Source organism: Lactobacillus sp. ESL0791, assembly GCF_029433255.1.
GTDB lineage: Bacteria > Bacillota > Bacilli > Lactobacillales > Lactobacillaceae > Lactobacillus.
Genome location: NZ_JAQTHU010000001.1, coordinates 810,194 through 835,759 on the forward strand (window position 1 = coordinate 810,194; position 25,566 = coordinate 835,759).

Sequence of the window (25,566 nt, forward strand, 5' to 3'; positions counted from 1 at the left end):
TTTTTTATGAAGGGTTATTTGATGATTAAACGACAAGAAAATCACAAGTTTCAACTTGTATCAAAATTTAAACCTGCGGGCGATCAGCAACAGGCAATCGATCAGCTGACTGCGGGTTTCAAAAATGGGAATAAGGAGCAGATCCTTGAAGGCGCCACCGGAACGGGGAAAACTTTTACAATGGCCAATATTATTGCCAACCTTAATAAACCGACCTTGGTTATTTCCCATAATAAGACTCTGGTTGGCCAGCTCTACGGTGAATTTAAGGAATTTTTTCCTCATAACGCGGTTGATTACTTTGTTTCTTATTATGATTACTACCAGCCGGAGGCCTATGTGCCCCAGTCGGATACTTATATTGAAAAAGACTCGGCAATTAATGATGAAATCGATCAGCTGCGCCACCGTGCCACCAGTGACCTGATGGAGCGTAATGACGTGGTGGTGGTTGCTTCTGTTTCCTGCATTTATGGTTTGGGCGATCCCCAAGAATATGCGCGAAGCGTGTTAACCATTCATGAGGGCGATGAATACGGGCGCAACACACTGCTGCGAGATTTGGTCAATATTCAGTATGACCGCAACGACATCGACTTTCAGCGGGGGCGTTTTCGTGTGCGCGGCGATAGTGTCGAAATTTTCCCGGCAGGAAATTCCAGTCACGCTTATCGGGTGGAATTTTTTGGCGATGAAATTGACCGCATTGTGGAAATTGATTCGCTGACTGGGGAAATAATCGGTGAACACGAAAGTATATCGTTGTTTCCGGCCACGCACTTTATGACAAGTGACGAGCAGATGAAGCGTGCACTGAAGGCCATTTCTGCGGAAATGGACCTGCAGGTGAAAAAGTTTGAGGGTCAGGGCAAGTTGCTCGAGGCGCAAAGAATCAAGCAGCGAACAACCTATGACATGGAAATGATGGGCGAAGTTGGTTTTACCAGCGGAATTGAAAATTACTCCCGGCACATGGAAGGCAGAAAGGAAGGCGAACCGCCCCATACTCTGCTTGATTTCTTTCCGGATGATTTTTTGATTTTGATTGATGAGTCGCACGCGACAATGCCGGAGGTGCGGGCAATGTATAACGGCGACCGCAACCGTAAGCAAACGTTAGTTGATTACGGTTTTCGCTTGCCGTCGGCACTTGATAACCGTCCCTTAAAACTGGCTGAGTTTGAAAAACACGTTAACCAGATCCTCTACGTGTCGGCGACCCCAGGCGATTACGAGCTGGAGCGCACTAAAAATAAGGTGGAACAGATCATCCGGCCGACCGGCTTGCTTGACCCGAAAATTGAGGTGCGGCCGATTGATGGACAGATTGATGATTTGGTCGCCGAGATTAATAAGCGGATTGACCGCAATGAGCGGGTCTTTGTGACCACACTGACCAAAAAGATGGCCGAGGATCTTACCGATTATTTAAAGGACTTGGGGATTAAGGTTCAGTACCTGCATTCCGATGTTAAAACTCTGGAAAGAATGCAGATCCTGCGGGATTTGCGTTTGGGTAAGTATGATGTTTTAATCGGGATTAACCTGCTGCGTGAAGGTATCGATGTTCCGGAAGTGTCGCTGGTAGCCATTTTGGATGCCGATAAGGAAGGATTTTTGCGGTCATACCGGCCGCTTGTCCAGACAATGGGTCGGGCTTCGCGTAACGAGCATGGTGAGGTTATCATGTATGCCGATACGATTACCGATTCGATGCGGGGTGCGATTGATGCGACCACGCGTCGGCGAAAAATCCAGATGGAATTTAACAAGGAGCACGGCATAACACCAAAAACCATTGTTAAACCGATCAGGGAAGCAATTTCCGCGACGAAATATGTTGAGGATGCGGACAAAGACGAAAGTTTCGCAGACCTGAACTTTGACGAATTGACGGCTAAGCAGAAGAAGGACATGGTCAAGAATTTGCGTGAACAGATGCAGGCGGCAGCTAAGAAGCTTGACTTTGAGAGTGCGGCTAATTTGCGCGATGCGATCATGGAATTGCAGAACGCAGGCAGAAAACCGCTTAAGAAAAAAGGATCAAAACTAAATGGCAAATAACGAAATTGTGATTCGCGGGGCCCGCGAACATAACTTGAAAAATATTGATTTAACTATCCCCAAAGATAAGCTGGTGGTGATAACCGGCTTATCGGGTTCTGGTAAAAGTTCGCTGGCCTTTGACACATTGTATGCCGAGGGACGTCGCCGCTACGTGCAGTCGCTGTCCAGCTATGCCCGCCAATTTTTGGGGCAGATGGATAAGCCGGATGTTGATTCAATTGACGGCCTAAACCCGGCAATTTCGATTGATCAGAAAACAACGTCGCACAATCCGCGCTCAACTGTAGGAACGGTTACGGAAATCAATGATTATCTGCGGCTGTTGTGGGCCCGTGTGGGCCACCCAATCTGTCCAAATGACGGGACGCTGATTGAACGGCAATCGGCAGAACAAATGGTTAACCGGATTTTAAAATTGCCTGAGAGAACAAGAATCCAACTTTTAGCTCCCGTAATTAGGGCGAAGCGCGGGGCGCACAAAGAAGTCTTTAAACGGGTCCAGCGTGCCGGGTACGTGCGGGTAATTGTCGACGGTGAGATGCACGAAATCGGTGAGGATTTGGCGCTAGACAAGAATAAACGGCATACAATCGATATTGTGGTCGACCGTTTAATTGTCAAGGACGGGATCCGCTCGCGTTTGTTTGATTCGGTTGAGTCAGCATTACGCCTGTCAAATGGTTATATGAATGTTGATGTAATTGGTGGTGAGACATTAAGTTTCTCTGAGTATTATGCTTGCCCCAAGTGTGGTTTTACGGTGGGAGAAATGGAACCGCGGCTGTTTTCTTTCAATGCCCCGTTTGGTGCCTGTCCGGATTGTGATGGCCTGGGGATGAAGCTGGAAGTGGACGAGGACCTGGTTTTACCTGATAAGTCCAAGACGCTGGATGAAGGGGCGTTGATTCCGTGGAAAAATTCCAAATATTACAGTGAGATGCTTAAGCAGGCGTGTACAGCTCTGAAAATTCCCATGGATAAGCCGTTTAGCAAGCTTACCAAAAAGCAAAAAAGTATTATCCTCCACGGCTCAACCACAAAGATTAAATTTCACGTCACAGGTGAATTCGGCGTCAATGATACCGAAGTGCCATTTGAGGGTGTGATGGACAATGTCGAGCGGCGCTATCGGCACCCGATGTCAACGTTTATGCGGGATGCAATGGGCAAGTACATGACTGAACTCACATGTTCAACCTGTCACGGTGAGCGCCTTAACGAAAAGGCTTTGGCTGTCAAAGTAATGGGCAAAAACATTGCCGAGGCTTCCGAATTACCGATTGATCATGCCTTGGACTTTTTTAACCAAGTTAAATTAAACGAGCAGGAAACGGCCATTGCCAAGCCAATTTTAAAAGAAGTACGCGACCGGCTCACTTTTCTTGTGAGCGTCGGCCTCAGCTATTTGACTTTGTCGCGGTCTGCCAACACCTTGTCCGGGGGCGAAGCGCAGCGAATTCGGCTGGCAACGCAGATTGGTTCAAACTTGTCCGGTGTCATGTATGTGCTTGACGAACCTTCAATCGGTTTGCATCAACGTGACAACGACCGTCTGATCGCCTCCCTAAAAAAGATGCGGGATTTAGGCAATTCACTGATTGTGGTTGAACACGACGATGAAACGATGCGGCAGGCTGATTATTTAATCGATATGGGGCCTGGTGCTGGTAGTTTTGGCGGCAAAGTGATGGCCGCAGGAACTCCGGAAGAAGTTGCACACAATCCTAATTCATTAACCGGTCAATATTTAACCGGCAAAAAATTTGTTCCGGTGCCGTTAAAAAGGCGGAAAGGCAATGGTAAAAAAATTACTGTTACGGGAGCCCAGGAAAACAACTTAAAGAATCTTACGGTTGATTTCCCGTTAGGCGAATTTATCGTCGTTACCGGAGTTTCTGGTTCGGGAAAGTCGACTTTAGTGAATATGATTTTAAAACGGGCCTTAGCACAAAAAATTAACCGTAATCAGGCTAAGCCAGGCAAATACAAGAGTATCCGTGGTTATAAAAATATCGAAAAAATAATTGATATTGATCAAAGCCCGATCGGTAGAACCCCCCGCAGCAATCCGGCCACCTATACTAGTGTGTTTGATGATATTCGCGGCCTGTTTGCCCAGACAAATGAGTCAAAACTTCGCGGCTATACCAAGGCCCGGTTTTCGTTTAACGTTAAGGGCGGCCGCTGTGAAGCCTGTCATGGCGACGGCATTATCAAGATTGAGATGAACTTTTTGCCGGACGTCTATGTTCCGTGCAAGGTTTGTCACGGCCGCAGGTATAACTCGGAAACACTCGAAGTTACTTACCGTGAAAAAAATATTGCGCAGGTTTTAGATATGACGATCAGCGAAGCCTGCAGCTTTTTTAAAAATATTCCGAAAATTGCCCGCAAGCTGCAGACAATTGTTGATGTCGGTCTGGGCTATGTTAAGCTGGGGCAATCAGCAACAACCTTGTCTGGTGGTGAGGCACAGCGGATGAAGCTGGCTGCCGAATTGCAGAAGCTCTCAACCGGGAAAAACTTTTATATCCTGGATGAACCAACGACCGGACTGCACACAGATGATATCAAGCACCTACTGGAGGTGTTGCAGCGGCTAGTAGACCAGGGCAACACGGTTTTGGTAATTGAACATAACCTGGACGTGATAAAAAATGCCGATTGGCTGATCGATCTTGGCCCCGAGGGCGGCGAAGGCGGTGGCATGATTGTTGCAACCGGCACCCCGGAAGACTTGGTTAAAGTTAAGGATAGTTACACAGGACAATATTTAAGGCCGGTTCTGCAACGTGATACGCGCTTAACTATCAAAGCTGCTAATAAATAGAAAATTATTTTTTTATGATAAAGTTTTATTATTTTCTAAAAAGTGTAAAATAGCAGCAGGAGGAATATTATGGACAATTTTTCTAATTACGGCTATCATCGCGGTTTTGATTGGGCAGCATTCATTTCGGGCATTTTAATGGTAATTGCCGGGCTCTTGTTACTGCGCCATCCCGGAGTTGGCCTAAAAGCGTTTATTTTATTGTTTGCAATTTTGTCAATCGTTCAGGGAATTGTTTGGCTGGCAATTTACAGTCATTTTCGCTATTTTATCCCCGGTAGCTGGGTGATGATCATCGCTGGTCTGCTAGATATTATTATTGGAGCGCTGTTTCTGTATTCGTATGACGCTGCAGGAATTACAATTGCCTACCTGTTTGCCTTTTGGTTTTTATTTGATTCAATTGCCAATATTATTTTTGGCTGGCAGTTACGTAAGATTTCGCTAGGTTATTTCATTTTTTGCTTAATTTTAAATATTTTCAGCTTCTTGATTGCAATCTGTCTAATGTTTAATCCAGCTTTGTCGGCATTAACGCTGGTCTGGTTGATTGCTTTTTGGCTGTTAATTTTTGGCATTAACCAAATAATTATTGCGATTGCCCGCCGCTAAAATGCTGCATTTGTTAAAAAACAACGTAAAATTTTATTAGTAAAAAAAGACAGTTTTTCTGTCTTTTTTCTTTGACTAAAAAATACAGTGACTGCTTATCTTTTTGCTAAAATTATTAGTAAAAATTGCACAAGTTCAAGCTAATCTTTATAATACCAATATACGGAGGTATTCAGATGAATATTGGTCTTTTTACCGATACATATTTTCCCCAGCTTAGTGGGGTTGCGACTTCGGTTAAAACGCTGAAGGACGCACTGGAAAAAGAGGGGCACAATGTCTTTATCTTTACGACGACTGATCCCCATGTAGCTAAGGGAACGGTTGAACCAAATGTTTTTCGTTTCAGCAGCATTCCCTTTATTTCCTTTACTGACAGGCGAATTGCCTTTCGCGGCTTTTTTGAAGCAACCAAAGTTGCGCGAGAGGTAAAATTGGACATTGTGCATACGCAGACCGAATTTGCCCTAGGCATGATGGGCAAGTATGTTGCCCACCAGCTTAATATTCCGGCAATTCATACTTACCATACGATGTATGAAGATTACCTGCACTATGTGCTAAACGGCCACTTGCTCCGCCCGTACCACGTCAAGCAGTTTACCAAGGGCTATCTCAAAAGCATGGATGGGGTCATTGCCCCTAGTGAACGTGTTCGGGTTTTGCTTAAAAAATATGGCATTAAGATTCCGATTAGGGTAATCCCCACCGGCGTTGACATTGAAAGCATGAACGAGGATTCCCCCCGAAATGTTCGCCAGGAACTGGGGATTGATGAATCTGCTCCTGTCCTTCTAACTTTGAGCAGGGTCGCTGCGGAAAAAAAGATTAACCATATTTTGAACGTGATGCCGGATGTGGTCGATGAATTTCCTGACGTTCGCTTGGTGATTGCCGGTGATGGACCGGAATTAGACGAGCTGCAAGACCAGGTTGAGCGGTTAACCCTTGAAGATTATGTGATTTTCACGGGTGATGTTCCGCATGAAGACGTTGCGAATTTTTACCGCATGGCCGACCTCTTTGTGTCTGCTAGCGACACAGAAACGCAGGGGCTGACATATATTGAGGCTTTGGCGGCAGGAACAAGGTGTGTGGTCTACGACACAGATTACACGGAGCATGTTTTTGATAATCCGGTTTTGGGGAGTGTCTTTACAACGCAAAGTGAGATGCTTGAAGAGATTTTGACCTGCCTTAAGGAAAGCAAAAAAGCAATTCCGCAGGCAGTTCTTGCTAAGAAGTTAAAGCAGATTTCAGCTGCACATTTTGGTAAGCAGGTTTTGGCTTTTTATCAAAGTGCAATTGGAGAATATGAGAAGGCGGATAAAGGGAGCGCAAATGATTAGGATAAATATGTTTTCACAGGCTGATTCGGTGAAGGGCCAGGGCGTCGGTTCGGCCTATAATGAACTGATTGCTTTGCTGAGAAAGCACCTGGTGGATGATTTCTATGTAACTAATAATAAGTATGGCACCGCGGATTTGACCCACTATCACACAATCAATCCGACTTATTTTGCTAACAGTTTTTCACCGGCACGGGGCAGAAAAATCGGGTACGTTCACTTTTTACCGGAAACGCTTGAAGGCTCGATTAAATTACCGGATTTTGCTAAAAAAATCTTCTACGGCTATGTGATAGATTTTTACAAACGGATGGACCAGATTGTGGTTGTCAATCCAATTTTTATTGATAAGTTAGTCAAATACGGCATCAAGCGTGACCGGGTCAAATATATCCCGAATTTTGTTGCTAAGAATGAATTTTCCCCGCAGCGGCAGACGCAGAAAAATGCCTTTCGCAACCAGCTGGGCATTCCGCTGAACAAGTTTGTTGTCTTTGGCGATGGTCAGGTCCAGGCGCGTAAGGGTGTTGATGACTTTGCCAAAATGGCAGTGGCCAATCCTGATGTGCAGTTTATCTGGGCCGGGGGTTTTTCCTTTGGCAAGATTACGGACGGGTACGAACATTTTAAGCAGCTGGTGGATAATCCACCGAAAAACTTACGCTTTACCGGGATAATTGACCGCAGCAAATTGGTTAATTATCTGAATATTGCTGATTTATTTGTTTTGCCGTCTTATGATGAATTGTTTCCGATGTCGGTGCTGGAAGCCTTTAGCTGCGGCACGCCGGTTCTACTGCGCAATCTTGACCTGTACAAGGCAATCATCAGCGGCTTTTATCTGAGCGGTGATGATTTTGCCCAGATGAATGCGCAGCTGAAAAAGGCGGTTGCCGATAAGGAACTCCTGCGTAAGTATAGTTATTTGGCAAACATGGCCAGCCAAAAGTATTCTGAGGATAATTTGGCGCTGATTTGGCGGGACTTTTACCATCAGCAGTATGAATTAGGCAAAAAACTGGGACAGATTCACTGATGAATAAAAAACATTTATGGGGTGTGCTGCTTGTCCTCGCGATTAGCGGCTATGTGCTTTATGTAGATTTAAAGGCGACACCAGTTAAACAGCTGTTAGCTGCGGCGCGCAATATTAATTTATTCGCACTTCTGCTCGTATTTTGCTTAATGCTTTTGTCTTACGGCTGTGAGGCAACGATTTTAAGCATTTTGACCAGCCGCAAGGGCGAACCTAAAAGGTCTAAGTGGGCCTTTTTTCGCATTCCCATTATCCAAGCTTTGTTTAATGCCATTACGCCGATGTCAAGCGGTGGTCAACCGGCACAGCTTGCCGCAATGGTGCAGATGGGCGTTGAGGGCGGCCGCGCGACGTCGCTCTTGTTGATGAAATTTATTATTTACCAAATTGTTGTCTTTGTAGCTTATGTTGTGACCATTGTTTCGGGCTTTCATTTAGTAGCCAGCAAATTTGCCGCAATGGCCTTTTTCATTATTATTGGTTTTTTGCTGCATATTAGCTCAATTTTGTTCTTGCTGGCGGCATTATTTGCTTATAACTGGACCAAAAAAGCCGCCAACTGGCTGATGGACCTGCTGGCTAAATTTATTAAACCGGAACGGGTAGAAAAATGGCGCCAGGCAACAATGGCAAAAATTGATACTTTCTATACCGAAAGTCAGAAATTGAAAAAGGAAAAGAAAAAGTTATGCCTGAGCCTGCTGTTAACGATTCTGCAGATGCTGTGCTTTTACTCAATTCCCTATATGGTCCTGGTCACGCTGAATGTGCACGCCTCCTGGCTTGCCGTCACGCAAATGAATATTATGATTACCATGTTTATGGCGATTATTCCGCTTCCGGGAGCCTCTGGCGGTGCTGAATACAGTTTTCAAACGCTGTTCACGGCTTTTGTTTCGTCCAATGGGGCGCTAGTCTTGGGCATGTTTTTATGGCGCTTCGTTACCTACTTTTTCGGCATGATTCTTGGTATTTTTGGCTGGATCTTTAAGCCGCAAAAGATTAAAAGTTCAAGGAATGATTAATTTTTCCAAGAATTCTTGGCTAAAAACTTTCTTTATAGTATGATTAACCCGCAAAATGAAAGGAATAGGCAAATGAGGCAAATTAAATCTTTTCTGCAATGGCTGCTGGAAACTAAAGTGGGTTTTTTTACGCTTGTTTTGGTTCTTTTTTGGCTAAAAACTTACTGTATTTATTTGACTAAGTTTAGTTTGGGTGCGAACGGTGCAATGCAGAATTTTTTGCTTCTGCTTAATCCCATTCCTTCAGGTATGCTGCTCCTGGGTTTAGGACTATTTTTGAAAGGTCGTAAATCATATTGGGTGATTATTGTCATCGATTTTTTATTGAGTCTATGGTTGTTTGCCAATATTTTATATTACCGGGAATTTTCGAATTTCTTATCTTTGTCAATCATCAAAACTTCCGGATCAACTGCCGATAACCTCGGTAAAAGTATTGTCGGCATCACCCATGCCACCGATTTTTTAACTTTTTTGGACGTAGGCGTAATTATCGTCCTTTTGCTGACCAAGGTAATTAAGATTGATGTACGGGCCCTGAAAGTGCAGGTGAGTCTGCTAATTGAATTGCTAGCGGCCTTGTTGATGGCGCTAAATTTGTTGATGGCACAGAAGGACCGCTCGGGGCTGCTTACGCGGACTTTTGACAACAATTATATTGTGAAGTACCTGGGAATTAATGAATATGCGGTTTATGATGGTTTTAAGACGGCTCAAACCAGCAGTCAGATGGCTAAGGCTAATGTTTCTGACTTGCAGTCGGTCAAGAAGTATTTGCGGGCAAACTATGTTAAGCCCAACCCTGAATATACCGGAGTTGCCAAGGGTAAAAATGTTCTGGTGATCCACCTGGAAAGTTTTCAGCAGTTTTTGATCGGTTATAAGTGGAAGGGTAAAGAAGTCACCCCTAATTTGAATAAGCTATATCATGCTAAGGATACACTCAGTTTTGATAATTTTTATAATCAGGTCGGCCAGGGCAAGACGTCTGATGCCGAAATGATGCTGGAAAATTCGTTATACGGCCTGCAGTCGGGTTCAGCAATGTCCAGCTATGGGACTTCGAATACCTTTGAGAGTGCACCGGCGATTCTAAACCAGCGCGCTGGTTATACAACAGCGGTAATGCATGGCGGTGCCGGCTCTTTTTGGAATCGTAACAATGCTTACAAGTCCTTCGGCTACCAGTATTTCATGCCGCTTAGTTATTATAAAAATATTTCTAAATATTATGTTGGCTACGGCTTGAAGGATAAAATCTTTTTCGCCCAGTCGATCAAGTATATTGAACGTCTGCCGCAGCCTTTTTACTTGAAAATGATCACGGTGACCAACCACTATCCGTATGATTTGGATAAGGCTAACCAGACAATCGATAAAACCGATACCGATGATGAAACAGTCGATGGCTATGTGCAGACAGCACATTATTTGGATCAGGCAATTGGTGAATTAATGCAATGGCTGAAGAAAACCGGTCTTGATAAAAAAACGCTGCTTGTTCTTTATGGTGATCATTACGGTATTTCCGGCAACCACCATAAGGCCAGTGCCCAGTTATTGGGACAGGACGAATTTACCGATTTTGATAATTTAAAGTTTCAGCGCGTTCCGTTGATGTTTCACATGAAGGGTCTAAAGGGCGGAATTAAGCACACTTATGGCGGAGAAATTGATGTTTTGCCTACCTTGCTGAATCTACTAGGCGTTAGCGATAAGGGCACAATTCAGTTTGGCCATGATTTACTGAGCGCACAGGCACCGCAAGTGGTTGCCCAAAGGAATGGCGACTTTATTACCCCTGAGTATGCTAAAGTGGGCAGCACTTACTACTACACTGATACCGGGGAAGAAATTGAGCAGCCGGATAGTAAGTTAAAAAATAAACTCGTTTCTCTGTCGAACCGTGTAACAACGGAATTGTCTCTGTCTGACCGTGTGATCAACGGTAATTTATTGCGTTTTTACAAGCCGAAATGGTTCAAGAAGATTAAACCCAGTGATTATGACTATAATAAGGAAAAAGCCTTGAAAAAGCTATATTCCACTAAAAATAAGACTTCTCTCTGGTATAAAAATCATCGCAAGTCGACCCAATCTGCTTTTAAAACGGATGCACCAGAACTTAAGAAATAATTCCTGCAAGAATTGGTTTTTTATGATAGAATTTAACAGTAATCGTGTCTGAATATTGGAGGCGGCGCATGTATAATTTATTTATGACGCTACTAATCATTGTTTCGATTTTAATTGTGATTGCAACAATGATGCAGCCACAGAAACAACAAGACGCATTGAATGCCTTATCAGGCGGTGCAGTTTTTAGTGGTCAAACGAAAAAACGTGGTTTTGAAGCATTTATGGAAAAAGTTACGGCAGTTCTGCTGGCTCTCTTTTTCATCTTTGCTATTGTTTTAGCTTATTTATCTTCAAAATAAGTTTTAACCCTCCCGATCAAAGACCAGGGAGGGCTTTTTTTATATTTTAATAAGAAATGGAGATTAACTGAATGGCACAAAATGAGAAAATTTTAGCCAATGTTTTAGAAATTTTTCGCCATAATCCGCAAAGACAGTTTCAAGTCGAGCAGCTGGAAAAAATTGCCCGGCGCGACCGAATTTATAATTTTGCGGATTTGATTAAAGCCTTATCTTACCTTGAACAAGAAAAGAAAATCATTACAGATGGCAAGGGTCATTACCAGTTGGCACAGGAAAATGCCTTGGTTGAAGGCGAATTTAAGGCTAACGACAAGGGGTTTGGCTTTGTTAAACTTGATGATGAAGAAGCGGAAGATATATTTATTGCCCGTGATTATACCAACTTTGCCGTTGAGGGTGACCGGGTCAGTGTTAAGATTACCGCCAGCGGTAATCCGTGGAACGGCAAGGGCCCTGAAGGTCAAGTTCAGGAAATCGTTGAGCGCGGACTTGAGAATCTGGTAGGCGAATTTCACCCGTTAACTGATGAGCAGGTTAAAGCTAGCCACTTCATCGGTTATGTTGTGAGCAGTAATAAGAAGTTGCATAATTACCGGATTTATGTTACAGAAGATGGTTTGGTTCCCCAAATGGGTGACATGGTTAAGGTCACGATTAAGAATTATCCGAATCAGGATAATCCCGATTCAATGACCGGTGCCGTGATTGAAGTCATTGGTAACAAAAATGATCCAGGTGTTGACATTATGTCCATTGTGTCGGCGCATGATGTGCGGACCGAGTGGCCGGAAGATGCGATGAAGCAGGCACAAGAAATTCCCGATCATCTTTCCGATAAGGATTGGGCCGGCCGCGAGGATATTACGGATCAGCCAGCTGTGACGATCGATGGTGATGATTCAAAGGACTTTGATGATGCCGTTGTTTTGTGGAAGCTGCCGAATGGCAACTATCATTTGGGTGTTCACATTGCCGATGTGGCACATTATGTTAAAGAAAATACACCGCTAGATAACGAGGCTTTCGCGCGCGGCAATAGTACCTATTTGGTTGACCGGGTAATTCCAATGCTGCCGTTTCGGCTGTCCAATGGCATTTGTTCGCTGAATGAAGGTGAAGACCGGCTGGTTTTATCATGTGAGATGGAAATTACACCGGACGGCGAGCGGGTTAATTACCGGATTCATCCTTCGGTTATGCGCTCGCACGGTCGGATGACCTATAACAATGTTAATAAGGCCTTGAATCCGGCTAATCATGAGCCGCTGGAAGAAAAATATGTTAAATTGCGGCCAATGCTTCAGGATATGGCTAAGCTGCATGAGGCGCTGTATAAGAAACGGCATGAGCGCGGCGCGATTGACTTTGAAGAAGCAGAAGCGAAGATTATTGTCGATGAAAAGGGCAAGCCGACTGATATCGTTTTAGAAGAACGCGGCACAGCTGAAAAGATGATTGAATCCTTTATGCTGATTGCCAACGAAACCGTCGCTGAGGATTTTTACCGTAAGCATCTTCCGTTTCTTTACCGGGTTCACGAAACACCTGAAGGTGAACGGGTGAAAGCATTCTTTGAATTTTGCAGCGCGTTTGGCCTGAATATCAAAGCCGATCCCAACCATGTTAAGCCAATTGATCTGCAGGAAGTGGTTTCCAAAACAACCGGTACGCCGGAGGAAGCGGTTGTGCAGATCATGATGCTGCGCAGTATGCGACAGGCGCATTATTCCGAGCAGCCTTTGGGGCACTTTGGTTTGGCCGCTAAATTTTATACACACTTTACTTCACCAATCCGCCGTTATTCCGACTTGATGGTGCACCGTATGATTCATGCTTATGCCGATCAGGGAACGGGGAAAGAAACGCAGCAGCACTTTAAACAGGTTCTGCCAGAAGTGGCTGAACAAACTTCAACACAGGAACGACGGTCAATTGATACCGAACGTGAAGTTAATGACTTGAAGATGACCGAATTTATGGCCGATCAGGTCGGCCAGCATTTTGATGCAATTGTTTCCTCTGTTACCAGTTTTGGCATGTTTATTCAGCTGCCGAATACGGTTGAGGGCTTAGTGCATATTTCCAATTTGACCGATGATTTTTACAGTTTTAACGAAAAAAATCTGACGTTGACAGGGCGGGGAACGCATAAGCAGTATAAGATCGGGATGCCAATTAGGGTGACCCTGATTAATGCCAATGTTGAGCAGCACCAGCTAGATTTTGAGATTTATGATCCTAACGCACCAAAACATAACCGGCAAAATACGCAGCGCGAGCGCGGCGGCCGGTCTTTTCATAATGACCGCGGTCGCCGTGGCGGTAGAGGCGGTAACAATCGGCGTTCATTTAACAATAGAAATCATAATTCACATGGCGGGCGCAATAATAAGCACTAGGACTGGTTTTGATGAAAGAAAAAAACGAAAATTTGATTGCGCAAAATAAAAAGGCACATCATGATTATTTTATTAAGGAAACGTTTGAAGCGGGTATTGCCCTTACTGGCACAGAAATCAAATCCGTGCGGGCACGCAGAATAAGTTTGCGTGACGGATATGTCCAGATTGTCAATGGCTCTGCTTTTTTGGAGAATGTTCATATTAGTGAATATAAGGAAGGCAACCGCTATAATCACGATCCGTTGCGCAGTCGGCGGTTGCTGCTGCATAAGAAGGAACTGCGCCGCTTGGCGAAAGCGCAGGCTGAACCGGGGATGACGATTGTCCCGCTTAAGGTTTATTTAAAGCACGGTTTTGCCAAAATACTGATCGGTATTGGTCAAGGTAAGAAGCAGTATGATAAACGCGAAACGATCAAGAAGCGCGATCAGGAACGAGAATTACGCCGCAAGTATAAAGTTTGATTTTTTGTCCTCAAAAAAAATTTACGAACTTTGCTGAGAATTAAAGCAGTGAGTGATATTGCTTTAATTCCAGCGCTTTTTTTATTTCAGAAAAAATGACTGTTCTTTAGTCCATATTGTTTAAAGCTATCAACAGCAAGAAAAAATTGTGAAATTAGAAAAAAATACTTGCAATAATCAGGATTATCCTGTAACATAAGTAACGTTGTGATTTAACTTAATGAATTCAGCTTAGTTGATTAAGTTGAAAAAGTGATTGACTTTTTATGTAATCTCGTGTATCATTATTAAGCGTTGGAAAACGTAAGTCATAATCGACCCGTTGGTCAAGTGGTTAAGACATCGCCCTTTCACGGCGGTAACATGGGTTCAAATCCCGTACGGGTCATTATAACTTAATAATATTCTTTTTACATCTGGAGGATTACCCAAGTGGCTTAAGGGGACGGTTTTGAAAACCGTTAGACGGGTTTCTCGTGCGTGGGTTCAAATCCCACATCCTCCTTACAGTAAGCGCGGGATGGAGCAGTCTGGTAGCTCGTCGGGCTCATAACCCGAAGGTCGTTGGTTCAAATCCAGCTCCCGCAATTGGTCCATTGGAGCAGTGGTTTATCTCGTCTCCCTGTCACGGAGAAGATCATCAGTTCAAATCTGATATGGACCGTAAGATGGCTCGGTAGCTCAGTCGGTAGAGCAAAGGATTGAAGCTCCTTGTGTCGGCGGTTCGATTCCGTCCCGCGCCATCACCTGGAGGAGTAGCGAAGTGGCTAAACGCGGCGGTCTGTAAAACCGCTCTCCCTGAGTTCGGCGGTTCGAATCCACCCTCCTCCATAATAGGGATATCGTATAAAGGTAGTACATCGGTCTCCAAAACCGCTAGTGTGGGTTCAATTCCTACTATCCCTGTTTACCTTCATGGCGGAATTGGTGAAGGGGTTAACACACCGGTTTGTGGATCCGGCATACATGGGTTCGAATCCCATATTCCGCCCTAGCATTGGGATATAGCCAAGCGGTAAGGCACTAGACTTTGACTCTATTATGCGCTGGTTCGAATCCAGCTATCCCAATCTATAAAAGAATATTCTTATGGCGGTGTAGCCAAGTGGTAAGGCAGAGGTCTGCAAAACCTTAATCGTCGGTTCAAATCCGATCCCCGCCTTTGATAGGCTATGTCATAGTTTATTAATTTATATTTTGGCGGTGTGGCGGAATTGGCAGACGCGTCAGACTCAAAATCTGGTGTCCTTTTCGGACGTATCGGTTCGACCCCGATCACCGCTATTGCTAATACAACTCAGAAATGAGTTGTATTTTTTTGTCATTTTATTTTGGCCTCCTTGCCCTAATGTGCTTAAAGGAAACGCCAGGTATGTTATACTAACATCAGGAAGGTGTACTATGACTAATGCAAAAAAGCAATTATTAATTGTTACCGGCATGAGTGGGGCAGGAAAGACTGTGGCTGCTCATGTGTTGGAAGATATTGGTTACTTTGTTGTTGATAACTTACCGCCAACTCTGTTAGGAAACTTTTGGGATCTCATTATCAGTTCTGATGATTTTCGCAAGGTTGCGGTTGTAATTGATCTGCGCGTAAAAAGCTTTTATTCAGCTCTTCTTGATGAAGTAAATTCACTTGAGGATAATGGCGACGTTCAGGCCACGATTGTCTTCTTGGATGCTTCAAATGACGTGCTGGTGGCCCGGTATAAGGAAACGCGCCGTCTGCCGCCGCTTGCAAATAACGGTCGTCTGCTGGACGGAATTGTTGAGGAGCGGCAAATTTTGGGTCCGATTAAAAACCGGGCAAATTATATAATTGATACTTCACAGCTCACGCCAAAGCAATTAAGGCAAAAACTGCTTGATGAATTTACCGACCACCAGAAACAGCCTTTTTCAATTGAAGTCATGTCATTTGGCTTTAAGTATGGGATGCCGATTGATGCCGATATTGTCATGGATGTGCGCTTTTTACCTAACCCCTTTTATATTGCAAAGTTACGGCCTTTTACCGGCCTTGATAAGCGGGTGTTTGACTATGTGATGGATAAGGAAGAGACGCAAAGTTTTTACCATAAACTGCTTGATTTGCTTGAAACAGCCATCCCCGGCTATATTAAAGAAGGCAAGGAAAAATTAACGGTGGCGATTGGCTGTACGGGTGGACAGCACCGCAGTGTTGCGATAGCCCAGCAGCTTGCACGTGATTTAGCCAAAAACTATCCGGTGGACATCACGCACCGTGAAGTTAGTCGCTATATTAGAAAATAGGTGGCAAAATGTCATATCAAGATCCTAAAATAATTAAGGTAATCAAGAGTAGGCGGCCCAAAGTCGTGGTAATTGGCGGCGGCACGGGATTGCCGGTAATTTTGAATGCGCTAAAAAAGCAAAATGCGGAAATTACAGCAATTGTTACGGTTTCCGATGATGGTGGTTCATCGGGGTCAATCCGTAATTTTATTAACGTTGTTCCCCCAGGTGATATCCGCAATGTACTAGTGTCGCTCAGCGACTTGCCACAGGAAGAAAAGGATATTTTTCAGTACCGCTTTGATTCGTCCGATTCATTCTTTTCGGGGCACGCAATTGGCAATTTGATCATTGCGGCCTTAAATGAAATGGACGGCAATATCTTTGATGCTGTTCAGGCCCTGTCAAGAATGATGCGGGTAGATGGGCATGTTTTTCCGGCTTCAAATGAGCCTTTAACTTTGAATGCTGAATTTGTTGATGGCACCACAGAGGTGGGGGAAACAGAAATTACTGCCAAGGATAAACGAATTAAGCGTGTTTGGGTGACCGATACAGATTCAGGTAATGAGCCCAAATCTGTTTTGCCGGTTTTGGCTGCAATTATGCAGGCAGATGCCGTCGTTTTGGGTCCTGGGAGCTTGTTTACGTCCATCCTACCTAATCTAATGATTCCGGATGTGGCGGAGGCCGTCCGAAAAACCCAGGCAGAGGTTATTTACATTTGTAATATTATGACGCAGCAAGGTGAGACCGACCATTTTTCAGATAGTGAGCACGTTGCCGTGATTAACAAGCACCTTAAGGGTGAATATATTGATACGACGCTGGTTAATGGCGCGAAAATTGATATGTCCAAGTTCAATCCTAAAGATTATGACGCTTATCTTGAGCCGGTGCGGAACGATTTTGCCGGTTTGCGCAAACAGAATTGCCGGGTGGTGACCGATGATTTTATTGATCAGCGCAGCGGTCTCGTTTTCCATGATGGTAAGAAGGTGGCCAAGGAAATAATCAATCTAGCTTTTGAATCAATGCTGCGCAGGAGGGCAACAGCCAATAATGTCTAGTTATGCCAGTGATGTCAAAAAGGAATTAACTTCGTTAAAGATTCATCCGGAACATGCTAAGGCGGAATTGGCGGCTTTTTTGCGGATGAACGGGGTTTTGAACATTCACGATCATCAGTTTAGCCTCGACATTGTGACGGAAAACCCAGCAATTGCTCGGCGAATTTTTTCCTTGATTAAAATTGCATTCAAGGTTGAACCGCTGCTGATTGTTTCACGCAAGATGAAATTAAAGAAAAATAACCAGTATTTGGTCCGGCTGCAGCAGAATGTCCGTGAGATTTTGGCTAACCTGGAAATCTGGACCAGCCAAGACGGCTTTTTAACCAGGATTCCCCAGCGGATAATGACTTCAAAAGAAGGGGCGATGTCATACTTGCGCGGGGCGTTTTTGGCTGGCGGCAGTGTCAATAATCCGGAAACCAGCCGTTATCATTTGGAAATTTATTCAACCTATGAAGATCATGATCGCGACTTGCTAGAAATCATGAATCAAACCTTTTTTTTAAATGCGAAGACGACCAAGCGGCGTCGTGGGTATATCGTATATTTGAAGGAAGCAGAAAAGATTGGCGATTTTTTGCATATTGTCGGGGCGCTGAACGCAATGCTGGCATTTGAAGATCTGCGGATTATGCGCGATATGCGCAATTCGGTCAACCGACTGGTCAATTGTGACACGGCTAATCTGAAAAAAACAGCTAATGCGGCGGCCAAACAGGTAGAAGATATTAAAATAATTGCGAAACGGTCAGGTATAGAAAACTTGCCGGAAAAACTGCAGGGACTAGCACATCTGCGTCTTGATAATCCGGAATTGTCGCTGAAAGAACTGGCGCAGCAAGTGCCTGATGGCCCCATTTCCAAGTCCGGTGTTAATCACCGCTTTGCCAAAATTCACGAAATTGCGGAAAATTTGCGTAAATAAAAAAGTTCACTACCGTGAGCTTTTTTATTGCTCATTTGTAATAATTAAGTTAATTCCACTTTTTTCAATACTTTTTTGAATTTTTTCCGGCGGAATTCTGTCTGTAATAATCGTCTGAATATTATTTGAATTAAAATCTGAAAGAAAAATATAATCATTCTTCCCAAATTTAGTATGATCAATTAAAAAAATGCTTTTTTTAGCACTATTTATTGCGGCTTGCTTCATTGCAGTTTCATTTTCATCAGTCATATAAATCCCGAATTCATCAATAGAGCTGCAAGAAAGAAAGGATAGATTTGGTCGGTAATTATTAGTAAGATCATTAATTGCTTTAGGTCCAAGAATAGAATTGGATCGATATGAAACTTGACCACCGATTACGGAAATATCTATATTTTTTAATTGTGAAACCTCATCAGCAATGTTGATATTATTCGTAATTACATGAATGTTAGTTTTTCCAGCAAAATATTTCGGTAAAAACGTTAATGTAGAAGAGCCATCTAAAAAAATCGCTGATCCATTAATTATTAGTTCAGATGCACATTTACAAAGTTTATTTTTAACAACAACGTTTGCACTCCTTCTAGTTGAATAAGCTAATTCTACATTTGAGTTTTCCAATAAGCTTACGTATCCATGCGTATGACTGATAGTATTAGTAGCTTGAAGACTGAGTAGATCTCTTCTTAAAGTTGAAACACTAGCATTCATTTGCTCCTGTAGTTTTTTTGTACTAATTTTTTTATTCTTTGCTAAAATGTTAATTATTTTTTGCAGTCGGTCGGCTTTCGATAAGTTCAATGATCTTCCTCCTTAATTTTATAGAAGTCTAATTCTAAAGCCAGAAAGAAAGTAATGGTTTTAGTGCTTCTACATTTATTCAGTTTGATCCGTATCTATATATTTTAAATTATAACTTTTTAAGTAGCATTTTAAATTAAAAAGATTTATCACAATTATTTTGAATAATTGTGATTTTTTTATTTTATATTTTTTATAATAAATCTATTTACTTTTTCTAGGAAGCGCTTTATAATTTTACATGTAAATTATAAAAGTTCATAAATGTTTGAACATTTGAATAATAGGAGGTAAAAATGAGTGAATATTCTGATTTATTCGATAAAAAATTAATTTTTTGGAATATATCAGCTTCTGATAGAGATGATTTATACCGAAAAGTTTCTACAAGACTACAAAATCTTGGTGTTGTTAAGGAAAGTTATTATTCAACTTTATGCAAGAGAGAAGATGAGTTTCCAACAGGAGTAAAAACGCAGTATTTACCGATAGCTTTGCCACATGCTAATCCTGAAAATGTTAATCAAGCCTTCATTGCGGTTGTCCAAACTAATAAAGATATCGCGATGAAGCAGATGGGAACCAATGAAGATGAAGTTACAAAAAATTTCTTTTTCTTAGGAATTGTTAAAGAAAAGCAAAGTTTACAGGTTAAGTTGCTGCAAAGATTTATGCAGCTGATGAATGATGAAGAATTTGTTGATAAATTTAAGAATTTGACAAATTCAGATGACGTTTATGAATATCTAGTTGAACATTTTTAAGGAGAAAATCATGTTAAGAATAGTTATAGCCTGTGGAAGTGGGATTGCAACAAGTGAGACGGTAGTAGGCTCAGTAAAGTCATTTTTGGAAGATCATTCTGTTAAAGGCGTTGAGGTTGAAGCAACTGATTTTAAGCAGCTTGCAAGTGTTTTGCCAAACTATGATATTTACGTTTGGTTGGCAAAGCCAACACCTGAAATCCATGATATTTGTAAAAAAGAAGGCATACCGGAAGTTAATGGGGTTGATATTTTGACAGGATCTAAAGGCGATAAAACTTATTTAGAACTTGTTAATGCAATGATGAAATTAAGAAGCAATGCCTAATAGAAGAGGGGGTGAAAATAAATGGAAATTTTAAAAAATGTTGTTAATTATGTTTTAAATCTTGGGGCTGCTGTTTTTGTACCCCTGATTATGTTCATTATTTCAATAATTGCTAGATTGAAGCTAAGCAAGGCAGTTAAGGCATCATTAACGTTAGGTGTAGCATTTAGCGGTATGACATTGGTTGTTAATTACATGACGGACTCAATTTCGCCAGCGGCAAAATCTATGTCAAAAATGCTTCATTTAAGTTTAAATGCGATTGACCAAGGTTGGCCTGGAGTCGCTGCGATTACTTGGTCATACAAGGCAGCTTTTCTATTCTTTCCTTTGTTATTGATCATTAATTTTATAATGCTGACGTTTAATTGGACAAAGACGTTAAACGTTGATATGTGGAATGTATGGAACAAAATATTTACGTATGTAGTTGTTTTGTACTTCACTAACAACGCACTTTATGGCTTTATTGTTGCTGGAATTTAAATTGTATTGGAGTTAAAAGCCGGTGATATGTGGCAAAGACATATTCAAGACTTAACTGGAATTCCTGGTGTAACTGTTCCTCACTTTATTACACTATTTGCGGTTGTCTTAATGCCACTAAATAAGTTATTAGATTTTATTCCAATTATGAATAAGCCAGCCGATGCCAATGCTATTCAGAAAAAAATTGGTATTTTTGCTGATAACTCTGTAATGGGTGCCATAATCGGTCTTCTTCTTGGATTTGGCGCAGGTTACTCGATTTCTGGTTCACTTAACTTGGCAATTGAAGCAGCTGCAGCGATGACAATGTTTCCAATGATTTCAAAGTTATTTATGGAAGCTTTAAATCCGATTGCTGGTGCGATGAACGATATGATGAAAAAGCACTTCAAGGGTCGGCAAGTATATATTGGCTTGGATTGGCCAATCCTTGCAGGTAGAAATGAATTGTGGGTAACAGTTATTATTCTTGTTCCTGTAATGCTGATTATGGCTATGATATTGCCAGGTAATACAGTTTTACCGTTTGCTGGAATTATCAATCTCTCATTTGTTGTTGCTGCGTTACTTTTAACTGGTGCTAATTTATGGAGAATGCTTACCTTAGGAATTATTACGACACCAATTTTTCTTTATGGTGCAACGTATTTTGCTCCAGTTATTACTAATCTTGCTAAATCAACGGGTGCCGTTCATGTTAATGCTGGTCAGCAATTATCATGGTCAACATTTGAAGGGCCAGATTTTAGATTGTTTTTTGCTCAAGCATTTAATGGCAAATGGTGGGCTATTGTTGCTGCAATTGTCTGGCTTTTGATCTTTGTTTGGTTATATAGAGATCAAACGAAAATCGCTTTGCCAAGTAAACGTTATGCAAGCAGTCTTGCAACATCATCCGGTGCGATTGAAGTCAATAATTCTCAACCGACAAATGAAACTAAAAACTGGAGTATTTCAGATATTGATAATTTAGATTTTGCTAATGCTCACAAAGTTAAAACAGCTAAATTGTTTAAAATATCTGATATTAATGAAATGGATTTTAGTAATTATAGTAAATAGTACGAGAAAAGAAGTGTAGTTATGAATAAAAGTTCTAATTCAAAAATTGGTGCCAAAATTTGGTGGTCATTTGCTTTATTTGTAAACGTTATTCTGACTATTCAAGCGATTTTTACGCAAAATGTTTTGGGCTGTATAATGGTTATCTTGTTTGGGCTTTTTATTGCCAAGTATGGCGATCCAATTATTTTTGAAAAATACAATAATCAACGAAAAATTAAATACCGAAACGCATGTAAGCAAAGAGAAGTATTTGAGAAAAAAGAAAAATTAAGGAGATTTAAAAATGATTGAAAATTATAATATTACAAAAGAACGCTTACCTTTTGAAAATGAAAGAAAAGATATAGCCGAGGTAGCTCGCGAGATGTTTAATCGTAAAATGACAAATGTTGCAGGCGGGAATATTTCAATTAAAATTACACCAGATGAAACTTTTTCATACGATGGGCAGACTTACTATCAAAAGCATGATTATTTGCTAATGACACCAACATTTATGTCAGAGGCTTGGTACGCAAAATTAAGTGCATCACAGATTCTTGTAATTGATATGGAAACAGGTGAAAAATTAGCGGGAGAAGGTCGACTAACTCGGGAAATCAATATGCATATTGGCGCTTATAAGGCTAACGAGGATATTCGGGTTGTTTATCATTCACATGCACCTAAAAGTATGTTTTGGGCAACTTTAGGTATGGATATGCCCAATTTAACTGAGATTACTTCATTTAATGTACCTTTAGGCAAAATTAAGTGTTTACCATACCGTGAAGCCTGCAGTAAGGAATTAGCAAATTTAGTTCACGATGAACTGGTAAAATTGGGTGATGGAGCAAAAGAAAATATTTTCTTATTAAACAGCCATGGTGTTTTGATTACAGAAACGGATTTGCATGCAGCAACACAGGTTCTAGAAACCGTTGAATGGAACGCAGAGATTGCGTATAAACAAGCTATTTTTAAGAAATTAGGAATTATTGATCAATATCAATCGCGTGGCAAGGCAACAGATGGGTTAGTTTAATCAACTAATATTGAAAAATAGTTTTTAATTCAAATAAAAAAGGAAGTTCAGATCCAAATGAACTTCCTTTTAATTTTTAAAAGCTGTTATATTATTTCTTTTTGTTAACCATGATTTCGTCAATCAAACCGTAATCTTTAGCTTCCTTGGCAGTCATGTAGTTGTCACGCTCGGTATCCTTTTGGATCTTCTCCAATGGTTGACCCGTGGTTTCGTGTAAAATATTGTTAATCTTTTCCCGGCTCTTCAAGATTTCGTTAGCAGCAATTTGAATATCAGTTTGCTGCCCTTGAGCTCCGCCAAGCGGCTGGTGAATTAGAACCGTTGAGTTTGGCAGCGCAAACCGTTTGCCTTTGGCGCCGGTTGTCAAAAGGATGGAAGCCATCGAAGCAGCCATTCCGATAGCAATGGTGGAAACGTCTGATTTAATGAAATTCATTGTGTCCATGATTGCCAAACCCGAGGTGATTACGCCACCGGGTGAATTGATGTAAAGTGAAATGTCCTTAGTATTATCTTGAGCATCTAAGAATAATAATTGCGCAATAATTGAATTTGCCATATCATCGTTAATTTCACCGCTCAACATGATAATTCTGTCTTTTAATAAACGTGAATAAATATCGTATGCACGTTCGCCGCGAGCAGTTTGTTCAATAACTGTAGGTACAAGCATAAATTAGCCTCCTGAATAATAATTAGCACTCTAATAAGTACAGTGCTAATTAAATCACTTACATTACTAAGTGTCAAACGAAGTGTATCACTTTTGTATTTTTCTGTAATACATTTTTATATTACAATTAGAGATAAGACTTTTAATTGGAGGACATATTTTTGAAAGTATTTCGGAGAATCATAATAACTGTAATTGCATTATGTTTGGGAATCGGTTCCTTTGCAACTTATTCAAGTTTGGCTTTTGCCGACGATAGTTCGCAATCGACTGATACAAGTAGTAGCACTAATACGACCGATAATTCATCGGGCAATACGGACAATAGCAATAAGGACAATAAGAGTGCGTCTGATAATTCATCAGGCACTGCAGACAATAACGACAACAAAAATACGTCTGATACCGATAATTCATCGTTAGATAAAGATGCGGACACAGACACTAAAAAGGCCAAGAAGCCGCTGCAAACCGTGACTGACTATCCGATGATGGTGAAGGTTGCCGGTAGTAAAAATTATGCGGTATGGCAAAACGTTGTTAAGGGAAAACCGAAAAATAAGGTTGCTGACGGCAGTAATTTTCAGTTTAACCATCTTCAGTCCGACGAAGTTATTCAAACTAAAAAAGCCAGATACTGGCGCATTTATGTTGATGGCCGGCAGGTTGGTTATGTCAACGAAAAATACTTTGTAAGAAATACGATTGCTGTTGCTAAAACTGTTACTTTGGTAAGAAACAGTACCTATCAGTTTAATACCCGGGAAGCAATCAGCTACGTTACTAATTATATGGGCACGGCGATTGATAAGAGCCAGGTTCAGGTTTCGCATGAGTCGATTTTGTGCAATTATCCGCACACTTATAATGTGAAATATACTTATGGCTCGGCAACGGCAACCGTTAAAATTACAATTAGAAACAGTACTAAAGAAGGGATTGCCGATCTCAGTAGTGCTCCTGGTCAGACTGGAACCAATGATTATAAAACTTGGAGAGAACATTACGGTTCATCCGTTAATTATGTTAGCCCGACCGAATATTCGCCGGAGACGGAGAAGCACACTCTTACCAGTGGCGATTTAACACTTAAAACCAGGCTGTATCAGCCGGTGGTATTGAGTGTCGAAAATCCCAATGATGACAATATCAACCGTGTTGGTCACATTCCTGAAGGCGTGACCGTTTCGGATGGCTGGGCTTACACCAGTTTGCTTAGTCACACCGACTTAATGGATGGTCATATTGTTGGCTATAATCTGGAAAAGTTGACTAATCCGTTTAATGCACAAAATTTATTGACGATGTCACAAACAAAATTTAACAATTATGTTAAAAACATCAAAGTTAGCCCGTATATTCCGATTGGTCATGGTCAAGCAATGGGCTCAACTGATAAGTACATCTATGTTTTGTCTAATGACCATGCGACGGAGCAGCCAACTGACTCGGAAGAATTAATTCAGATTCGTAAAAGTGATATGCTGATCAATAAAATTTGGACAATTAAAACCTGGGTCGGCGACCAAAGTGCTCCTCGTTACTTCCAGAATGCGGTGATTACATCTGATCATACGATGTATGGCCTGTACCACAATAAGGATGATAAGAGCTATGAATACTGGGAGCTGACCAGGAAGGGCGATAATTGGTACCCGAAGATGGTCGGCAAAACGAATGGCGAATTTGTCAACAACGGTGCACCTGTTCAAGGCTTTACCTATGACCCGGATAATGATAATTTCTACATTGCGTTCAATGACTTGATTTTTAAGATCGACAGCAGCGGTGCAATTAAAGATACTTATCAGTTTAATACGGGACGTGAGATTGAAGGCATATCTGTCAGCGACAGTCAGTTGTATGTCAACTTGGCGCAACGGGCGGAACTTCTTGTAAGTACCAAAATTAATTAATCAAAAATAGGGGC

At 41.8% G+C, this 25,566-nt stretch carries 20 protein-coding genes, 11 tRNA genes and 1 pseudogene; 30 read left to right on the forward strand and 2 right to left on the reverse strand.

The features are described 5' to 3' along the window. Positions 1-21: 21 nt before the first annotated feature. The 24 genes from uvrB (at position 22) to whiA (ending at position 18,483) form a co-directional block, all read left to right on the forward strand. Entirely contained in the window at positions 22-2,064 is a 2,043-nt protein-coding gene (gene uvrB, locus PT285_RS04045) for an excinuclease ABC subunit UvrB (RefSeq protein ID WP_277148024.1), read from the forward strand. After that, on the forward strand, positions 2,054-4,897 hold the full coding sequence (uvrA, locus tag PT285_RS04050) for an excinuclease ABC subunit UvrA (protein WP_277148026.1): 2,844 nt from the start codon (positions 2,054-2,056) through the stop codon (positions 4,895-4,897). The genes uvrB and uvrA overlap by 11 nt, the downstream gene beginning before the upstream one ends. Positions 4,898-4,966: 69 nt before the next feature. Beyond that, positions 4,967-5,509: an HdeD family acid-resistance protein gene (locus PT285_RS04055; protein ID WP_277148028.1), complete on the forward strand. Its 543-nt coding sequence runs from the start codon at positions 4,967-4,969 to the stop codon at positions 5,507-5,509. Positions 5,510-5,685: 176 nt separating this feature from the next. Beyond that, a complete protein-coding gene (locus PT285_RS04060; RefSeq protein ID WP_277148030.1) occupies positions 5,686-6,858 on the forward strand; it encodes a glycosyltransferase family 4 protein in 1,173 nt (390 codons plus the stop codon). Beyond that, positions 6,851-7,894 (forward strand): glycosyltransferase family 4 protein, encoded by a 1,044-nt coding sequence (locus PT285_RS04065; protein WP_277148032.1) that lies wholly within the window; start codon positions 6,851-6,853, stop codon positions 7,892-7,894. The genes PT285_RS04060 and PT285_RS04065 overlap by 8 nt, the downstream gene beginning before the upstream one ends. Then, positions 7,894-8,919, forward strand: a complete 1,026-nt coding sequence (locus tag PT285_RS04070) for a lysylphosphatidylglycerol synthase transmembrane domain-containing protein (RefSeq protein ID WP_277148034.1) — start codon at positions 7,894-7,896, stop codon at positions 8,917-8,919. Before PT285_RS04065 ends, PT285_RS04070 begins: the two co-directional genes overlap by 1 nt. A gap of 72 nt (positions 8,920-8,991) precedes the next feature. After that, the gene (locus tag PT285_RS04075; protein ID WP_277148036.1) at positions 8,992-11,055 is read left to right on the forward strand and encodes an LTA synthase family protein; all 2,064 of its coding nucleotides are present in this window, start codon (positions 8,992-8,994) and stop codon (positions 11,053-11,055) included. A gap of 68 nt (positions 11,056-11,123) precedes the next feature. Next, positions 11,124-11,357, forward strand: a complete 234-nt coding sequence (gene secG / locus PT285_RS04080; protein WP_277148038.1) for a preprotein translocase subunit SecG — start codon at positions 11,124-11,126, stop codon at positions 11,355-11,357. A gap of 71 nt (positions 11,358-11,428) precedes the next feature. Continuing rightward, the gene (gene rnr / locus PT285_RS04085) at positions 11,429-13,759 is read left to right on the forward strand and encodes a ribonuclease R (RefSeq protein WP_277148040.1); all 2,331 of its coding nucleotides are present in this window, start codon (positions 11,429-11,431) and stop codon (positions 13,757-13,759) included. An 11-nt stretch (positions 13,760-13,770) separates the two neighbouring features. Continuing rightward, complete coding sequence (gene smpB / locus PT285_RS04090) at positions 13,771-14,226, forward strand: SsrA-binding protein SmpB (protein ID WP_277148043.1); 456 nt, start codon at positions 13,771-13,773, stop codon at positions 14,224-14,226. Between the two features lie 316 nt (positions 14,227-14,542). Continuing rightward, a tRNA-Glu gene (locus PT285_RS04095) sits at positions 14,543-14,614 on the forward strand. 30 nt (positions 14,615-14,644) lie between these two features. Next, a tRNA-Ser gene (locus PT285_RS04100) sits at positions 14,645-14,731 on the forward strand. A gap of 9 nt (positions 14,732-14,740) precedes the next feature. Then, a tRNA-Met gene (locus PT285_RS04105) sits at positions 14,741-14,814 on the forward strand. Positions 14,815-14,816: 2 nt separating this feature from the next. Beyond that, positions 14,817-14,890 (forward strand) — tRNA-Asp (locus tag PT285_RS04110). 6 nt (positions 14,891-14,896) lie between these two features. Further along, positions 14,897-14,969: transfer RNA gene (locus PT285_RS04115), tRNA-Phe, on the forward strand. A 6-nt stretch (positions 14,970-14,975) separates the two neighbouring features. Continuing rightward, positions 14,976-15,057, forward strand: a tRNA-Tyr gene (locus PT285_RS04120). A 4-nt stretch (positions 15,058-15,061) separates the two neighbouring features. After that, positions 15,062-15,132 (forward strand) — tRNA-Trp (locus PT285_RS04125). 12 nt (positions 15,133-15,144) lie between these two features. Next, positions 15,145-15,217, forward strand: a tRNA-His gene (locus tag PT285_RS04130). A gap of 7 nt (positions 15,218-15,224) precedes the next feature. Continuing rightward, positions 15,225-15,296 (forward strand) — tRNA-Gln (locus PT285_RS04135). A gap of 21 nt (positions 15,297-15,317) precedes the next feature. After that, positions 15,318-15,388, forward strand: a tRNA-Cys gene (locus tag PT285_RS04140). 37 nt (positions 15,389-15,425) lie between these two features. Next, positions 15,426-15,510, forward strand: a tRNA-Leu gene (locus tag PT285_RS04145). A gap of 117 nt (positions 15,511-15,627) precedes the next feature. Then, complete coding sequence (gene rapZ, locus PT285_RS04150; RefSeq protein ID WP_277148045.1) at positions 15,628-16,503, forward strand: RNase adapter RapZ; 876 nt, start codon at positions 15,628-15,630, stop codon at positions 16,501-16,503. Between the two features lie 8 nt (positions 16,504-16,511). Beyond that, on the forward strand, positions 16,512-17,555 hold the full coding sequence (gene yvcK / locus PT285_RS04155; RefSeq protein WP_277148047.1) for a gluconeogenesis factor YvcK family protein: 1,044 nt from the start codon (positions 16,512-16,514) through the stop codon (positions 17,553-17,555). Continuing rightward, positions 17,548-18,483 carry a DNA-binding protein WhiA gene (gene whiA / locus PT285_RS04160; protein WP_277148049.1) on the forward strand — a complete coding sequence of 312 codons (936 nt, stop codon included), beginning with the start codon at positions 17,548-17,550 and terminating at the stop codon, positions 18,481-18,483. Before yvcK ends, whiA begins: the two co-directional genes overlap by 8 nt. 24 nt (positions 18,484-18,507) lie before the next feature. Here whiA and PT285_RS04165 read toward each other — a convergent pair whose 3' ends face one another. Then, positions 18,508-19,290 carry a DeoR/GlpR family DNA-binding transcription regulator gene (locus PT285_RS04165; protein ID WP_277148051.1) on the reverse strand — a complete coding sequence of 261 codons (783 nt, stop codon included), beginning with the start codon at positions 19,288-19,290 and terminating at the stop codon, positions 18,508-18,510. 296 nt (positions 19,291-19,586) lie between these two features. On the opposite strand from PT285_RS04165, the gene PT285_RS04170 reads away from it, so the two are divergent. The 5 genes and pseudogenes from PT285_RS04170 to PT285_RS04190 all read left to right on the forward strand — a co-directional run bounded on the left by PT285_RS04170 (position 19,587) and on the right by PT285_RS04190 (position 22,960). Next, positions 19,587-20,054: a PTS sugar transporter subunit IIA gene (locus PT285_RS04170; protein WP_277148053.1), complete on the forward strand. Its 468-nt coding sequence runs from the start codon at positions 19,587-19,589 to the stop codon at positions 20,052-20,054. A gap of 10 nt (positions 20,055-20,064) precedes the next feature. Further along, entirely contained in the window at positions 20,065-20,382 is a 318-nt protein-coding gene (locus PT285_RS04175) for a PTS galactitol transporter subunit IIB (RefSeq protein ID WP_277148055.1), read from the forward strand. 21 nt (positions 20,383-20,403) lie between these two features. Beyond that, a pseudogene (locus PT285_RS04180) lies at positions 20,404-21,933 on the forward strand (PTS galactitol transporter subunit IIC). A gap of 21 nt (positions 21,934-21,954) precedes the next feature. Further along, entirely contained in the window at positions 21,955-22,227 is a 273-nt protein-coding gene (locus tag PT285_RS04185; protein WP_277148057.1) for a hypothetical protein, read from the forward strand. Beyond that, a complete protein-coding gene (locus PT285_RS04190) occupies positions 22,220-22,960 on the forward strand; it encodes a class II aldolase/adducin family protein (RefSeq protein WP_277148059.1) in 741 nt (246 codons plus the stop codon). Before PT285_RS04185 ends, PT285_RS04190 begins: the two co-directional genes overlap by 8 nt. A gap of 91 nt (positions 22,961-23,051) precedes the next feature. Here the strand turns inward: PT285_RS04190 and clpP are convergent, their stop codons facing one another. Then, on the reverse strand, positions 23,052-23,636 hold the full coding sequence (gene clpP / locus PT285_RS04195; protein WP_277148061.1) for an ATP-dependent Clp endopeptidase proteolytic subunit ClpP: 585 nt from the start codon (positions 23,634-23,636) through the stop codon (positions 23,052-23,054). A 161-nt stretch (positions 23,637-23,797) separates the two neighbouring features. Here clpP and PT285_RS04200 point away from each other — a divergent pair, with 161 nt between their 5' ends. Beyond that, positions 23,798-25,552: an SH3-like domain-containing protein gene (locus PT285_RS04200; protein ID WP_277148063.1), complete on the forward strand. Its 1,755-nt coding sequence runs from the start codon at positions 23,798-23,800 to the stop codon at positions 25,550-25,552. The last annotated feature ends 14 nt before the right edge of the window (positions 25,553-25,566 follow it).